At 68.2% G+C, this 13,469-nt stretch carries 16 protein-coding genes; 10 read left to right on the forward strand and 6 right to left on the reverse strand.

All coding sequences use genetic code 11. The annotated features are described in order from the left end of the window. Window positions 1–13: 13 nt before the first annotated feature. From A37E_RS0107355 to A37E_RS0107380, 6 genes are all read right to left on the reverse strand, one after another. Window positions 14–1,063: a flagellar hook-associated family protein gene (locus tag A37E_RS0107355; RefSeq protein WP_029556010.1), complete on the reverse strand. Its 1,050-nt coding sequence runs from the start codon at window positions 1,061–1,063 to the stop codon at window positions 14–16. 3 nt (window positions 1,064–1,066) lie between these two features. Continuing rightward, complete coding sequence (gene flgK, locus A37E_RS0107360; RefSeq protein ID WP_029556011.1) at window positions 1,067–2,521, reverse strand: flagellar hook-associated protein FlgK; 1,455 nt, start codon at window positions 2,519–2,521, stop codon at window positions 1,067–1,069. 32 nt (window positions 2,522–2,553) lie between these two features. After that, window positions 2,554–3,810: a flagellar hook protein FlgE gene (locus A37E_RS0107365; RefSeq protein WP_029556012.1), complete on the reverse strand. Its 1,257-nt coding sequence runs from the start codon at window positions 3,808–3,810 to the stop codon at window positions 2,554–2,556. Between the two features lie 105 nt (window positions 3,811–3,915). Next, entirely contained in the window at window positions 3,916–5,253 is a 1,338-nt protein-coding gene (gene fliI / locus A37E_RS0107370; protein WP_029556013.1) for a flagellar protein export ATPase FliI, read from the reverse strand. Then, window positions 5,250–5,972 (reverse strand): flagellar basal-body rod protein FlgF, encoded by a 723-nt coding sequence (gene flgF, locus A37E_RS0107375; protein ID WP_029556014.1) that lies wholly within the window; start codon window positions 5,970–5,972, stop codon window positions 5,250–5,252. The genes fliI and flgF overlap by 4 nt, the downstream gene beginning before the upstream one ends. Window position 5,973: 1 nt before the next feature. After that, the gene (locus A37E_RS0107380) at window positions 5,974–6,738 is read right to left on the reverse strand and encodes a DUF1217 domain-containing protein (protein ID WP_029556015.1); all 765 of its coding nucleotides are present in this window, start codon (window positions 6,736–6,738) and stop codon (window positions 5,974–5,976) included. A 419-nt stretch (window positions 6,739–7,157) separates the two neighbouring features. Between A37E_RS0107380 and motA the strand changes: the two genes are divergently transcribed. The 10 genes from motA (at window position 7,158) to A37E_RS0107430 (ending at window position 13,462) form a co-directional block, all read left to right on the forward strand. Then, window positions 7,158–8,045: a flagellar motor stator protein MotA gene (motA, locus tag A37E_RS0107385; protein WP_024276880.1), complete on the forward strand. Its 888-nt coding sequence runs from the start codon at window positions 7,158–7,160 to the stop codon at window positions 8,043–8,045. 3 nt (window positions 8,046–8,048) lie between these two features. Continuing rightward, on the forward strand, window positions 8,049–8,996 hold the full coding sequence (locus A37E_RS0107390) for a FliM/FliN family flagellar motor switch protein (RefSeq protein ID WP_024276879.1): 948 nt from the start codon (window positions 8,049–8,051) through the stop codon (window positions 8,994–8,996). Continuing rightward, complete coding sequence (locus A37E_RS0107395; RefSeq protein WP_029556016.1) at window positions 8,977–9,279, forward strand: hypothetical protein; 303 nt, start codon at window positions 8,977–8,979, stop codon at window positions 9,277–9,279. Before A37E_RS0107390 ends, A37E_RS0107395 begins: the two co-directional genes overlap by 20 nt. 51 nt (window positions 9,280–9,330) lie before the next feature. Then, window positions 9,331–9,657, forward strand: a complete 327-nt coding sequence (gene fliN, locus A37E_RS0107400; protein WP_051679381.1) for a flagellar motor switch protein FliN — start codon at window positions 9,331–9,333, stop codon at window positions 9,655–9,657. Window positions 9,658–9,664: 7 nt separating this feature from the next. Then, on the forward strand, window positions 9,665–10,687 hold the full coding sequence (locus A37E_RS0107405) for a flagellar motor switch protein FliG (RefSeq protein ID WP_029556018.1): 1,023 nt from the start codon (window positions 9,665–9,667) through the stop codon (window positions 10,685–10,687). A gap of 38 nt (window positions 10,688–10,725) precedes the next feature. After that, the gene (gene flhB, locus A37E_RS0107410) at window positions 10,726–11,802 is read left to right on the forward strand and encodes a flagellar biosynthesis protein FlhB (RefSeq protein ID WP_024276875.1); all 1,077 of its coding nucleotides are present in this window, start codon (window positions 10,726–10,728) and stop codon (window positions 11,800–11,802) included. Continuing rightward, complete coding sequence (locus A37E_RS0107415) at window positions 11,789–12,244, forward strand: hypothetical protein (protein WP_051678860.1); 456 nt, start codon at window positions 11,789–11,791, stop codon at window positions 12,242–12,244. The genes flhB and A37E_RS0107415 overlap by 14 nt, the downstream gene beginning before the upstream one ends. Before the next feature lie 92 nt (window positions 12,245–12,336). After that, complete coding sequence (gene flgB / locus A37E_RS0107420) at window positions 12,337–12,717, forward strand: flagellar basal body rod protein FlgB (RefSeq protein ID WP_029556020.1); 381 nt, start codon at window positions 12,337–12,339, stop codon at window positions 12,715–12,717. Continuing rightward, entirely contained in the window at window positions 12,714–13,136 is a 423-nt protein-coding gene (gene flgC / locus A37E_RS0107425; protein WP_029556021.1) for a flagellar basal body rod protein FlgC, read from the forward strand. The genes flgB and flgC overlap by 4 nt, the downstream gene beginning before the upstream one ends. After that, complete coding sequence (locus A37E_RS0107430) at window positions 13,136–13,462, forward strand: flagellar hook-basal body complex protein FliE (RefSeq protein WP_029556022.1); 327 nt, start codon at window positions 13,136–13,138, stop codon at window positions 13,460–13,462. The genes flgC and A37E_RS0107430 overlap by 1 nt, the downstream gene beginning before the upstream one ends. The last annotated feature ends 7 nt before the right edge of the window (window positions 13,463–13,469 follow it).

Raw genomic sequence — 13,469 nt, forward strand, 5'->3', positions numbered from 1 at the left:
ACGCACCCTCATGTCAGATGTAGTTCAGGATGCTCAGCTGCATCACCTTTGACGTGGTCGCGTAGGACATCTGCAACTGCGTCGTCAGGGTGTCGAGGCGGGTCTTCGCCTCGGCGGGATCGACCCCTTCGAGGACGTTGATCCTCCGGTCGACGAGATCGGACACTTTGGCCAGCGCCTCGTCCGCCGCGTCCACCCGGGACTTGGACACCCCGAGCTGCGCGGACAGCGCAACGACGCCGCTCGCGCCTGCGCCGGCAACAGTGACGGCCTTGTCCAGCACCACCTTGCGGGTCGCCTCCGAGAGGGAGGCCGTGCCAAGCTCCGACACCATCGTGAATGCCATGGCAAGGTTGCGCATGGCTGTCGTGTTGGCGGTGGTGGTGACGGGCACGCGCGCGGTGTCGGAGATCTGGCTGGTCAGCGCTTCGTCCGACGCGCCGGACCAGTTCGCCCCCCACGCGGGATCGGCGAACAGGTCCTTGAAGGCGCCGTCGAGGAAGGACGACATGTCGGCGGCGGAGATATCCGCCACCTGCGGGTCCGCCTGCGGGTTCGCGGGATCAAGCCCGAACGCGCCGGCGAACGCCGCATCCACCGCGGCCTTGGGGCCGGCGGCATAGTCCACCATGGGCTTTTCGGCGCTGTTGATGCCGGCGAACAGGTAGCGCTGCCCGTCCGTGGCATTCAGATGCGCGGTGAAGGCATCGAGCGCCGATTTCGCCTGATCCGCGAGGATAGCGCCGGAGGCATTGCCCGCCTGCCCGGCGAGGATGTCCTTCAGGAACTGGTTGGCGTCGTCCGAGATCTGGGAGAGCGCCACCTGGCTGTGGCCGAGGAGGCTCGAAGCCAGCGCATTGCCCTGCTTCTGCGACAGGATCGCGCCGCGCGCCAGATGCAGCGCCACGCTCTCCCCCGTCGCGATGCCCAGCGTCAGGCCCACGTCCGCCTGCCGGCCGGTGGCGATTTCGGTGGTGGCCTTCGAGATGTCCGATTGCAGCTTCGGCAGCGCCGCGCGGGACGGAGAGGTCCAGGCGAGGGTGGAGATGTAGGTGCTGCGCATGGCTTAGCCGATCATCTGGAAGAGGCTGTCGTAGAGCTGGTTCACCACGCCCATCAGCTTGGACGTGGCCTGATAGCCGCGCTCCAGTTCGAGCTGGCTGGCATATTCGTCGTCGAGGTTCACGCCGGTGGCGGCGGAGAGCGCGTTGGACGCCTGCGCCAGCACCGTCTTCTGGGAATCGAGCCGGGTGTCCGCCGCCTTGCGCGCGCCCTGCAGCCAGCTCACCGAGGCGGTGCCGAAGGAGACGAGGCTCTGGTTGTCGGAGAGTTGCGCCGCGCCGTCATAGGAGCGCGGAGCGTCGAGCGCGGCGGACAGCGCCTTCAGCCGACCGGCGAAGCTCGCGGCGCCCGTGGTGTTGGCGGCGAAGGCCGCGCCGTTCATGCCGCCGTCGCGCAGCAGGCGGATGTCGCCGCCCTGCGCTACGTCCACGGCTGCGTTCACCGCGAGCGTTCCGGCAAGGCCGGGCGCAAGAGCCCCAGGCACGGTGGCGCTGCCCGAAGCGGGCACGAACAGACCGGCGCGAACGTTGCCCGCGCCGTCGGCCTCCTTGAACGCGTCGGTGAGCCCGCGCGCAAGCTCGTCCAGCTGCGTCTGGTAGGTGGAGGCGGCGTCGTCGCGCAATTGGGTGAGACCGGCGATGCGGCCCGTGCGCACCGGCATGGTGGCGTCGCGCCCCGTCACCGAGACGCCGTCCACGAACACGCTGCCGCCCTGCGTCGTCGCATCGAGCGTATGGGCGGGGGTGAAGCCCACCGTGCGGGCGGTGGTCTCGAACAGGGTCGCGCCGCCCTCGGTGTAGATGACGATGTCGTTGTTGGCCCGCGTCACCGTGGAGATGCCGATCTCCTCGGAGAGCCTGGCGAGGATGGAATCGCGGCGGTCCAGCGCGTCGGTCATGTCGGCGCCGGCGGCGCTGCCCTTCACGATGGCGCTGTTCTCCGCCTCGAACTGGTGGAGCAGGTCGTTGACGGTCCCGACCGACGTGGCAATCGCCGCATCCGCATCCGTGCGCACCTGCTGCACGGTATCCGTGGCGGTGTTGAGGGAGGAGGCGAGATCCTGCGCGGCGGTCACGGCCGCCTGGGCGAGCGTCATGTCGTCCGGCGTGTCGGCGGCGCGCGCGAGGGCATCCTTCAGCGTGCCGAGGCGGGCGACGGGGGAGGTCGGGTCCTGCGGGTCGCCTACGGTCTGGGCGAGGCGGCCGAGGCCATCGGCGAGGGCCTGCTGGGCGGCGCTGTCGGAGGTCGCGCCGAGCATCCGCTCGAACAGGGCGCTGCCCGTGGCGCGGGTGATGGAAACCACCCGCACCGAGCCGTCCGCCGCCGTGGTGGTCACGGCGATCTTGCGCGAGGCGGAAGCCTCGCCCGCCCCCGCCACGTTGCGGCTGGACAGGGCGATCTTCGCCGAATTGGCGGCGAGCGAGGACTGCGCCGTGTTGAAGGCGAGGGAGAGGCTCATGATGCACCCGTGCGCGGCGCGGCGGCGTCAGATCAGCGCTTCAGGTTCATCAGCACGTCGAGCAGCTCGGTGCCGGTCTGGAACACCTTGGAATTGGCGGTGTAGTCGCGCTGCGCCACGATCATGCGGGTGAGTTCGGAGGCCATGTCCACGTTGGACTGCTCGGTGGCGCCGGAGAGCAGCGAACCGACGCCGCCCTCGTTGGGAAAGCCGATCTGGATGGCGCCGGAATCCAGCGTGGTGCTGTAGGCGTTGCCCGTCAAAGGCTCCAGCCGGTCCGGGCTCTGCACGGTGCCCAGCGGAATGCGGTAGATGGCGGATTTCCGGCCGTTGGCATCGGTGGCGTAGACGGTGCCGTCCTTGGCGATGGAAAAGTCGGAGATGGGGCTCGGCGCATTGCCGTTCACGCTGGCGGTGAAGGGCGTGTAGGGCGCCGCAAGCTGGGACATGCCGGCGAGATCGAGCGTCAGCGTCGCCCCGTTCGGCACGGCAAGCGAGATGCTGCCGCCGGAGGCGAGCTTGCCGTTGGCGTCGAAGGTCAGCGTCTGGGTGGAAAGCGGGCCGGACGCATAGGGAAAAGTGCCGGTGGCGGGGGCGGCGGCCTGGTCGTAGACCGCAAGCTCCCACACGCCCGGATTCTCGGCGGTCTTGGTCATGTAGAGATCGAGCGTCACCGCATTGCCGAGGTTGTCGTAGGCGACCAGCGAGGACTTGTCGGTGAAGCTCGCGCCCGCCACGTTGGCGCCGGCGGTGGGGGCGGTGGCGACCGCCGCATTGGACGGCAGGTTCGCCGCGAACGTGCCCTCGGTGGAGGGCGTCGCCGCGAGCTTGGTGTTCTGGAGGTTGATGGGCACGAGGCCGGCCGTGCCGTTCAGCACCACGTTGGGATCCCCCGCGGAGACATCGTAGCCCATCAGGGTGAGGCCGGCGCTGTTCACGAGGTTGCCGGTGCTGGCATCCACCTGGAACGAGCCCGCGCGGGTCAGTTGCGTCTGGCCGGACGGGTCGTTGACCAGGAAGAAGCCGGAGCCCTGCACCGCGAGATCGGTGGAGGAGGAGGTGTAGTTCAGCGCGCCCTGCTGGCTGATGGCGTAGCGCACGTCCGTATTGACCGAGCCGGACTGATATTCCGTGCCGCCGGTCTCCAGCAGCAGCGAGGAGAATTGGGTGTCGGCGCGCTTGTAGCCCGCGGTGCCCGCATTGGCGATGTTGTCGGAGACCGTGCCGAGCAGGTTGGATTGCGCGGTCATTCCCGACACGCTGGTGCGCAGCATTCCGTAAAGGCTCATGGCTCGGTCCTCGTCGCGGTCTGTAAGGGCGCGCCCGCCGGAAGGGGGAGCCGGCGCCAGTGTCATCGCCGCATCTGAGGGCGGATGGCTTGCGCGGGGCTGGTCTCAGCTCTTCAGCGCGGCCGCGAGATCGGAAAAGGCGGCAAGGCTCGGCGGATCGCCGGGGTCCTGCCGCAGGGCGTCGTAGATGCGCGGCACGATGGCCACGGCCTGATCCAGCTCGCCGTCGGCGCCGGGCTGGTAGCCGCCCATCAGGCGCAGGTCGCGCGTGTCCTCGAAGCGGGCGATCATGGCCTTGAGCCGCCGCACCAGATCGCGCTCCGGCTCGCTCCACACCTCGCCGGCCAGTCGCGAGATCGAACCGAGCAGGTTGATGGCGGGAAAGCGCCCCTGATCCGCGATGGCCCGGTCGAGCACGATGTGGCCGTCGAGCGTGCCGCGAATGGCGTCGGCGACGGGATCGTTGTGGTCGTCGCCATCCACCAGCACGGAGAAGATGCCGGTGATGGCGCCCTCCCCCTCCATGCCCGGCCCGGCCCGCTCCAGCAGCTTCGGCAGCGTGGAGAAGACACTCGGCGCATAGCCCCGCGCCACCGCCGGCTCGCCCGCCGCCAGCGCCACATCGCGCGCGGCATGGGCGTAGCGGGTGACGGAATCGACGATGAGCAGCACGCTCTCCCCGGCATCGCGGAAATGTTCCGCCACCGCCAGCGCCGCCTGCGGCGCGAGGCGGCGCATCATGGGGCTCTGGTCGGACGTGGAGACGATGACCACCGCCCGGTCGCGGCTGGCGGCGAGCGGGCCTTCCAGAAACTCCCGCACCTCGCGCCCGCGCTCGCCCACCAGCGCCACCACCACCGTATCGAAACCGGCCGAACGCGCGAACATGGAGAGCAGCGTGGACTTGCCTACGCCCGAGCCGGCGAAGATGCCGATGCGCTGGCCCTCGCAGATGGGGGTGAAGATATCCACCGCGCGCACGCCGGTGACGAGCGGCCGATGCACCCGCCCCCGCGCCATGGCGGGCGGCGGCTCGGCATCGAGCGGCATCCGGCACGGGCCATGGGCCAACGGCTCGGACCGGTCCAGCGGCCGGCCCAGCGCATCGATGACGCGGCCCTTCCAGGAACGATCCGGGCGGAGCGCGAGGGGGCCGATGCGGAAGGCCGGCGTGCCGATGCCCACCGACACCCGCTCATCGAACGGCTTCACCACCGCGCCCGTCGGATCGATGCGCACCACCTCGCCAATGCTGGTGCCCGACGCCTGCTCGAAGCCCACCCGCTCGCCCAGCGTGACGAAACTGGAGAGGCCGGAGACCCGCACATGGGTGGGCGCCACCTCCCGCACGATGCCGCCGACGCGGACGATGGGATTGTCCTCCAGCCCGCTCTCCACGGCGTGGCGCAGGCGCTGGAGCGCGTTGACCGGGGGCGCGCTCATCCGGGGCCAAGCTCGCGGATGGTCTGCGAGGTGGAATCTTCGGTCTGCGACACGGCGGAGGCGGCCATCTCGAAGGCGCGCTGGAGGGCAATGAGGCGGGTCATCTCGGTGACGGCATCCACGTTGGCGCCTTCCACGAAGCCCTGCCGCACCACGTTGCGGGTGTAGTCCTGCACCAGCGCGGCGGGCTTGTCCGGCACCACCAGCGCACCGTCGCGGCGCGCGAGCTTCGCGTCCTCCGGGATCAGGAACAGGCCGATGCGGCCGATGGCGCGGCGGTTCTGGGAAATGGAGCCATCTGTGCCGATGCGCACCGTCCCGCCGGTGGGATCGATGACCACCGGCGCGCCGGAGGCATCGAGGATGGGCCGGCCGGAGAGGGTGCGCAATTCGCCCTCCGGGCTCATGCTCATGCGCCCGTCGCGGGTATAGGCGGTGGTGGCACCGTCGCGCACCGCGAACCAGCCCTTGCCCTCCACCGCGATGTCCAGCGGATTGCCGGTGGGGTTGATCGGTCCCGACTTGCGCGAGGTGTAGGTCTCGCCCGTGGAGGTGAAGGACACGCCCTGCCCCCCGGCCCTGGAGACCATCTCCTCGAACCGCACCTCTTCGGCCCGGTAGCCGGCGGTGTTGAGATTGGCCACGTTGTTGGCGATGGTGGTCAGGCGCTTGTCGGCGGCCAGCTGCGCCGAGAGCGAGACGTAGAGACCTGAGCCCATCTCAGCCTCCGTATTTCAGGTTGAGGATGGAGAAGGAGGCCGCGCTCGACGTGCGGACAGAGAAAAGATCGAGCACCGGGGCGGCATCCACGCCCTGCGCCACGTCCCACTTGGCGCTGAAGCGGCGCAGCAGCGCATCGAGCTTCGCCGGCTCCTTCAGGTCCGCGATGTTGAGCTGCGCCTTCACCGCCTTGGCCTGCTTCTCGATGGGGGCGGCCGCCATGGCGTCGGGAAAGTCGTAGATGGTCTTCACCACCTTCCAGAGCGCGGGATCGGCCAGCAGGCCGTAGACGGATTTCACGGCGGGGGCCTGGCGCTGGAAATAGAGCGCGAGCTGCACGCCCTCGTTGCTGGCGCCCTGGTCCGCCTCCAGCGCCTGGCGCACGTAGCGGTCCACCACCTTCTGCCCCGCCTCGGGCGATTGGGTGGCGGCGGCGCCGAGGCCCTTGAAATCGAACACCTTGGCGAAGGCCTTGAAGCGATCGTCGTTGAGCTTGTTGGCGAAGCTCTTGGGATCGGTCACGCCCTCCTTCAGCACCTTGCGCATGTAGCCCTTGGCATAGGCCATGTCCTCGAGGCCGAACGCCTTCATGGCATAGGTGAAGAGCCGGGTATCCTTCAGAAAGCCGTCGATGCTCGTCACCTTGCCGATGTGCTTGAGATAGTAGCCCGATTCGAGCGCCACCGGCTTCTCGGCCGCCTTGGTCGACAAGGAGCGCGTCATGTCGCGCGCCAGCAGGCGGTAGGTGAGGAGCGTGCTTTCCATGGGAGCATCCGCGGGGAACAGGGAGCGCGCGGCGGGAGGCCGGCGGCCGGCCTATTCCGCATGCCCTGCCTTGCGTGAGCCTTGCGGGCTTAAGGCGCTCAATATGTGAGGATTTTCGGGATCAGCCCAGCGCGGACCGGAAGACGTCATCTCTGACACCCCCCGGTCCGGCCACCCCGTGCCGGTCAGGGCTAGGCACGGGATATCGAAGGCTTCGCAACGACCGAACATGCAACCAGAAAGGCCCGCGAGCCAAGACGCGAGTTGTGTAGCACGCACAACCCAAAGAGGGCAGAACAATCCATTCCATTTTGGCGGTGATTATGGAGTGAACGCGGGTCATTGCAAGGATCGACAGAGCACAGCCTCGCACAATCCTCGCCCCCTACCACCGGACACTGGACAGAACGGGGGAAGCCGTGGCCGTCATCATCGGAATCATTTTGGGGTTGGCCGCTACCTTTGGTGGCTTCATGGCCATGGGCGGACACCCGGAGGTGGTGTGGCAGCCGTTCGAGTTCCTCATCATCGGCGGCATCGCCTTTTCCACCTTCATCATCGCCAACCCGTTCTCGGTCATAAAGGACACGGGCTCCGGCATCATGCAGGCGGCCATGGGGACCGGGCCGAAGCGCAAGGATTTCCTCGCCCTCCTCAGCCTCCTCTACGCGCTGATGCGCGACATGCGCCAGAAGCCGCGCAACGAGATCGAGGCCCATATCGACGATCCGGCAAGCTCGGCGCTGTTCGGCCATTTCCCGAGCCTGCTCAAGGACAAGGAACTGACCCAGTACATCTGCGACTACGCCCGCCTCATCCTCATAGGCAACGCCAAGTCGCACGAGATCGAGGCGCTGATGGAGCAGGAGATCTCCACCATCAAGAAGCACAAGACCAAGGCCGCCGGCGCCCTCAGCACGGTGGCGGAAGCGCTGCCCGCGCTCGGCATCTGCGCCGCGGTGCTCGGCATCGTGAAGGCCATGGGCGCCATCGACCAGTCGCCGGAAATCCTCGGCCACTATATCGGCTCGGCGCTCATCGGCACCTTCGTCGGCATCTACTCGTCCTACGCCATCATCTCGCCCCTCGCCGCCAAGGTGAAGAGCACGCGCGAGAAGCAATGCCAGCCCTTCATCATCACCAAGCAGGCGCTGATCGCCTTCATGAACGGCGCGCTGCCGCCCATCGCGCTGGAGCACGGCCGCAAGACCATTTCCGCCGGCGAACGCCCCACCATCGACGAGGTGGAGAGCGAGGCCATCCAGGCCGCGCCGTCTGCCAACGGCACCGTGCAGCAGGCGGCCTGAGCCATGAACGCCAAATCCGCCGCCAAATCCGCCTCCAAGCATCACGACATCCGCGACATGCTGCTGGATGCCGCCGGCCTCTCGCTGGACCGGCTGCCCATGCTGCATGTGCTGTTCGACCGCATGGCCACCTTCTGCGCCGACGGGCTCCGGCAGGTGGCGGCCTCGCAGGCCTATTACTCGCTCTCCAGCGTCGAGAGCGGGCGCATCGGCGACGTGCTGGAAGCCTATGAGGGCATGGCCATTGCCGGCATTTTCAACGCGCCGTCGTGGGACAGCCAGCTCATCGTCGGCTTCGACCGCGATTTCATCTTCACCATGATCGAGGTGCTGTTCGGCGCCGACGGGTCCGAGCCGCCGGTGGAGGACGAGCGCTCCTTCTCCAACATCGAGGGGCGCGTGGCGCAGTTGCTGTTCGAGCAGATGACGAAGGCGCTGAAATCCGCCTTCGCCCTCGTCAGCGACACCAGCTTCCAGTTCGAGCGGCAGGAAACCCGCATGGACTTCGCCGTCATCGGCCGGCGCAACAATCTGGCGGTGACAGCGAAATTCCTGCTGCAGGCGCTGAACCGCGGCGGCGAGATGTTCGTCACCATCCCGCAGTCGGCCCTCACGCCGCTGCGCCGCGCGCTCGCCAGCACCAGCCAGGCGGAGACCGGCGGGCGGGACCCGAAATGGGCGCAGAAGATCCGCGACGAAGTGAACCGCACCGAGGTCGAGCTGCGCGCCGTGCTGGACGAGCACGAGGTGACGCTCGGCGACATCGCCGCCCTCAAGGTCGGCCAGATCCTCAAGCTCGATGCCACCCCCGCCAGCCGGGTGAAGCTGGAGAGCGCCGCCCAGCCGCTCTTCTGGTGCCATCTCGGCCAGTCGGACGGCGGCTACGTGGTGCGCCTCGACGAGCAGATCAACCAGCATCAGGACTTCATCGATGACATCCTTCCCCGCTGATCTCATCCTGCTCGCGGCGCTGGTCGTCACGACCGCCTCGGTCGCCCTGCTCAACCGCCGGCTCAAGGCGGTGGACCGGCTGAATGCGGACTATGGGAAGGCGCTGGCGGAGGCCTCCGCCGCCCTCATCTGCGCCCGCGATGCGCTCGACACCTTCGGCCGTGACGGGCGCGAGGTGCTGGTGCTGCTCGCCGGCCGCATCGACACCGCCCACGAGCTGATCGCCGAGATCGACGCGCGGAAATCCCCCGCGTCCCTGGCCCCTGAACTCAGCGACCGCTGACCGCCCTCTCGAATCCGGATCAAAGCCATGCCCGCTCCCGACATCGAAACCATGACCCCCTCCAGCGCGCTGGACGAAGCGCTGCTCGCCAAGGCCGGCGAGACGCTCGGCTCCGGCGCGGGGCTTGAGACCGTCAAGCGCATCCCGGTGCTGCTGCAGGTCGTGCTCGGCTCGGCCTCCATGCCGGTGTCGAGCCTCCTGAAGCTCAATCGCGGCACCGTCGTGCCCCTCGATCACCGGGTGGGCGAGCCGGTGGACGTGGTGGTGAACGGCCGCGTCATCGCCCGCGGCGAGGTGATGGTGGTGGAGGACGACAATTCCCGCTTCGGCGTCTCCCTCACCGAGATCGTCGGCCCCAACGACGCCGACGCCGGCTGAGGCGGCCATGGCGGCTGCGAGCGCGGCGAAGCCGCGTCCCCTCCAGGGCATCGATCGCGTGGCGGCCCTGCTGATGGCCATGGGCACGCCCGCGGCCAACCGCGTGATGAAGCATTTCGAGGCGGACGAAATCCGCCTCATCACCCGCTCCATCGCGTCGCTGAAGCCGGTCAGCACGGCTCAGATCGAAAGCCTCGTCGAGGATTTCGCCAGCAATTTCGCCGGCGGGGCGAACCTCGTCGGCACGGTCGCCGACGTGGAGCGGCTGCTGCAGGGCGTTCTGCCGCCCGAGCAGATCGCCGACATCATGAACGACATCATGGGCGCGGCGAACCAGTCCATCTGGGACCGCATCTCCACGGTCAACGAGAACGTGCTCGCCACCTACGTCGCCAAGGAGCACCCGCAGACCGCGGCGCTGATGCTCTCCAAGGTGAAGCCCGCCTGCGCCGCCAAGGTGCTGAGTTTCATCCCGGAGGACAAGCGCAACGGCATCATGCGGCGGATGCTCACCTTCAAGCCCATCGTGGACGCCACCATGCAGGTCATCGAGCGCACGGTGCACGAGGACTTCATGATGAACTTCTCGCGCAATGCCGGCGCCGACCCGCACGCGCGCATGGCCGACATCATCAACAAGATGGACCGCGACGCCATGGAGACGGTGCTCGCGAGCCTCGCTTCGACGCGCCCGAAATCCGCGGAAATCCTGAAGGGCCTGCTCTTCACCTTCGACGACATCGTGAAGCTGACGCCGCGCGCCCGCACCGCGCTGTTCGACCAGGTGCCCACCGACAAACTGGTGCTGGCGCTGAAGGGCACCGATCCCGAATTCCGCGAGATCATCCTCCAGTCCCTCGGCGCCCGCGTGCGCCGCATGGTGGAGCAGGAGATGGCCGGCAGCGAGCCGGCCCCGGCCAAGGACGTGATGGAGGCCCGCCGCACCGTCACCGACCTCGCCCTCGACATGGCGGGGCGCGGCGAGATCGAAATCTCCTCCGGCACGGAGGAGGACGCCTATGTGCGCTGACCACCATGCCCTTCTGACCCCGCCGCTGCGGGGGCGCCATGTCTGAGGAACAGGACAAGGAGAGCAAGACAGAAGAGGCGAGCGAGAAGAAGATTTCCGACGCCGTGGAGAAGGGCAACGTGCCGTTCTCGCGGGAGGCGACGCTGTTCGCCTCGCTCCTCGGCATCCTCGCCATCCTCGCCTTCTTCGTCGCGTCCCCGGTGCGGCTGCTGACCGCCGACCTCTCCCGCCTCATCGACGATCCCGCCGGCTTTCCCATCGCCACCGGCAACGATGCGGTGTCCATCCTGTGGGGGGCGCTGGCGGGGGCGGGACGCTTCCTGATGCCCATGGTGATCGTGCTGATGCTGGCTGGCCTCGTGGCCTCGGGCTTCCAGAACGTGCCGTCGCTGGTGACCGAGCGCATCCGTCCGCAATGGTCGCGGGTGTCCCCCTCCGCCGGCTTCAAGCGCATCTTCGGGACGCAGGGTCACATCGAGTTCGGCAAGGCGCTGTTCAAGCTCTTCGCCATCGGCGTCGTCGCGGCCCTCGTGCTCTATGCGCAGGAACATGAGGTGGTGAATGCCATGTTCACCGATCCCCTGCGCCTGCCCAGCGTGCTCCTCGCCCTTGCCATGCGGCTTGTGGCGACGGTGTGCGTCGTCACCATCGGGCTGGTGGCCGCCGACATCGTCTGGTCGCGGGTGAGCTGGAAGACCAACCTGCGCATGACGAAGCAGGAGGTGAAGGACGAGTTCAAGCAGGCCGAGGGCGATCCCATGGTGAAGGCGCGCATCCGCGCCGTCGCCCGCGAGCGGGCGCGCCAGCGCATGATGAACGCCGTGCCCAAGGCCACCGTCGTCATCGCCAACCCGACCCATTACGCCGTCGCCCTGCAATACGACCGGCAGACCGGCGGCGCACCGCTGGTGGTGGCCAAGGGCGTGGACCTCATCGCCCTCAAGATCCGCGAGATCGCGGAGCGCCACGGCGTGCCGGTGATCGAGGACCGTCCGCTCGCCCGCGCCCTGTTCGCGGCGGTGGAGGTGGACCAGTGGATTCCGCAGGACTTCTACCGGCCGGTGGCGAAGATCCTGCACTACATCTATGCGAGGCCGGGCCATGGCGCGAAATGAGTTCCTCCGCCTGCAGCGTCTCGCCGCCCGGCCGAAGATGGAGCGGCTCGCCTGCGAGCGCGTTCTGGCCGGCGCGCTGCGCGAGGTGATGACCGAATTGTTCTTCACCAATGCCGGCCTGCTCATGGCCTATATCCATGCCGGGCAGACCAACATCATCGACGACATCGTCGCCTCCTGCGCCGAGCGCTCGCTGAAGCCGGGCGCGCTGCGCTATGGCGGGCAGGCCATGATCCAGGCCGACTGGGGCGTCGCCCCCACCGTCGCCATGGACATGGAGCTCGGCTGTGCCGACTGCTCGCTCTACTTCCGCATCATCTTCGATGCGGGCACCGTGGGCGTGGAGATGGACAGCATCCTCTACCACGGCGATGAACCCGCGCCCGATGCCCTCCTCGAACACCTCACGGCGACGCTGGAGGGCGTGCGCCTGAGTGCGTGAGGGGGCGGCCAGCCTCGGGCAAGGTTCGCGCGCTAGGAAACCGTCATCCCTCGCCCCTTCCGAAGGCGCGCGAACCATCCGGGGAATGTGCCATGGAGCCCCTGTTCCTGTTCAATCTCGCCTCGCGGCATGCCCAGTGGGCCACGGTGCGGCAGACGGCCATCGCGGGGAACATCGCGAACGCCAACACCCCCGGCTACAAGGCGGTGGACGCCGAGCCGTTCAGCGCCATCCTCGACCGCACCCGCCTCGCCGTCGCCCGCACCTCCGGCAGCCACATGGACGTGGCGGCGGGCGGCATCGGCGCCGCCAAGGTCGCGCCGCGCGACGGCTGGGATACGTCCCATTCCGGCAACAGCGTGAGCCTTGAGCAGGAGATGCTGAAGGCCGACGAGGTGAACCGCGCCTATTCGCTCAACACCTCCATCGTCCGCTCCTTCCACCGCATGATCCTCGCGAGCGTGAAGTCATGATCGGCGATCCCTTCAAGACCATCACCGGCATCGCCTCGAGCGGCCTCGCGGCGCAGACCCAGCGCATGCGCATCGTCGCCGAGAACATCGCCAATGCGCGCTCCACCGGCACGACACCGGGCGCCGACCCCTATCGCCGCAAGACGGTGGAGTTCACCCAGGAGCCCGACCGCGCCCTCGGCGCATCGCGGGTGAAGGTGAAGGCCACGAGCGTGGACCGCAGCGCCTTTTCCGTGGAGTTCGACCCCGGCAACCCCGCCGCCGACGCCGAGGGGCGGGTGAAGGTGCCGAACGTCAATCCGCTCGCCGAAATGGCGGATCTGAGGGAGGCCGGCCGCAGCTACCAGGCCAACCTCCAGATGATCAAGCAGGCGCGCTCCATGGTCGCCATGACCATCGATCTGTTGAGGACGCCGTGATGATCGATGCCGTTTCCCTCAATGCGCTGAGCCGCACCACCGCCACGAGCGCCACCACCGCCGCCCGCGCCACCGAGGCCGCGAGCGCGACCCAGAGCGCGGGCAGCATTTCCGACTTCTCCACCATGCTCGCCCGCATGTCATCGGACGCCGTGGATCAGGTGAAGACGGCGGAGGTGAGCGCCATCTCCGGCATCCACGGAAAGGTGTCCGTGCAGCAAGTGGTGGAGGCGGTGATGTCGGCCGAGCAGACGCTCCAGACCGCCATCGCGGTGCGCGACAAGGTGGTCGCCGCCTATCAGGAAATCAGCCGGATGGCCATCTGAGGAGAGT

The sequence above is a fragment of the Xanthobacter sp. 91 genome (genome assembly GCF_000702385.1).
GTDB lineage: Bacteria > Pseudomonadota > Alphaproteobacteria > Rhizobiales > Xanthobacteraceae > Xanthobacter > Xanthobacter aminoxidans.

Excerpts from the sequence above, each read along its gene's own strand:
- flgC (WP_029556021.1), top strand. The coding sequence starts at position 12,714 with ATGATCGGCGATCCCTTCAAGACCATCACCGGCATCGCCTCGAGCGGC.
- fliI (WP_029556013.1), bottom strand. The coding sequence starts at position 5,253 with ATGAGCGCGCCCCCGGTCAACGCGCTCCAGCGCCTGCGCCACGCCGTG.
- flhB (WP_024276875.1), top strand. The coding sequence starts at position 10,726 with ATGTCTGAGGAACAGGACAAGGAGAGCAAGACAGAAGAGGCGAGCGAG.
- flgK (WP_029556011.1), bottom strand. The coding sequence starts at position 2,521 with ATGAGCCTCTCCCTCGCCTTCAACACGGCGCAGTCCTCGCTCGCCGCC.
- A37E_RS0107365 (WP_029556012.1), bottom strand. The coding sequence starts at position 3,810 with ATGAGCCTTTACGGAATGCTGCGCACCAGCGTGTCGGGAATGACCGCG.
- flgB (WP_029556020.1), top strand. The coding sequence starts at position 12,337 with ATGGAGCCCCTGTTCCTGTTCAATCTCGCCTCGCGGCATGCCCAGTGG.
- flgF (WP_029556014.1), bottom strand. The coding sequence starts at position 5,972 with ATGGGCTCAGGTCTCTACGTCTCGCTCTCGGCGCAGCTGGCCGCCGAC.
- A37E_RS0107390 (WP_024276879.1), top strand. The coding sequence starts at position 8,049 with ATGAACGCCAAATCCGCCGCCAAATCCGCCTCCAAGCATCACGACATC.
- A37E_RS0107415 (WP_051678860.1), top strand. The coding sequence starts at position 11,789 with ATGGCGCGAAATGAGTTCCTCCGCCTGCAGCGTCTCGCCGCCCGGCCG.
- fliN (WP_051679381.1), top strand. The coding sequence starts at position 9,331 with ATGACCCCCTCCAGCGCGCTGGACGAAGCGCTGCTCGCCAAGGCCGGC.
- A37E_RS0107405 (WP_029556018.1), top strand. The coding sequence starts at position 9,665 with ATGGCGGCTGCGAGCGCGGCGAAGCCGCGTCCCCTCCAGGGCATCGAT.
- A37E_RS0107395 (WP_029556016.1), top strand. The coding sequence starts at position 8,977 with ATGACATCCTTCCCCGCTGATCTCATCCTGCTCGCGGCGCTGGTCGTC.
- A37E_RS0107430 (WP_029556022.1), top strand. The coding sequence starts at position 13,136 with ATGATCGATGCCGTTTCCCTCAATGCGCTGAGCCGCACCACCGCCACG.
- A37E_RS0107380 (WP_029556015.1), bottom strand. The coding sequence starts at position 6,738 with ATGGAAAGCACGCTCCTCACCTACCGCCTGCTGGCGCGCGACATGACG.
- A37E_RS0107355 (WP_029556010.1), bottom strand. The coding sequence starts at position 1,063 with ATGCGCAGCACCTACATCTCCACCCTCGCCTGGACCTCTCCGTCCCGC.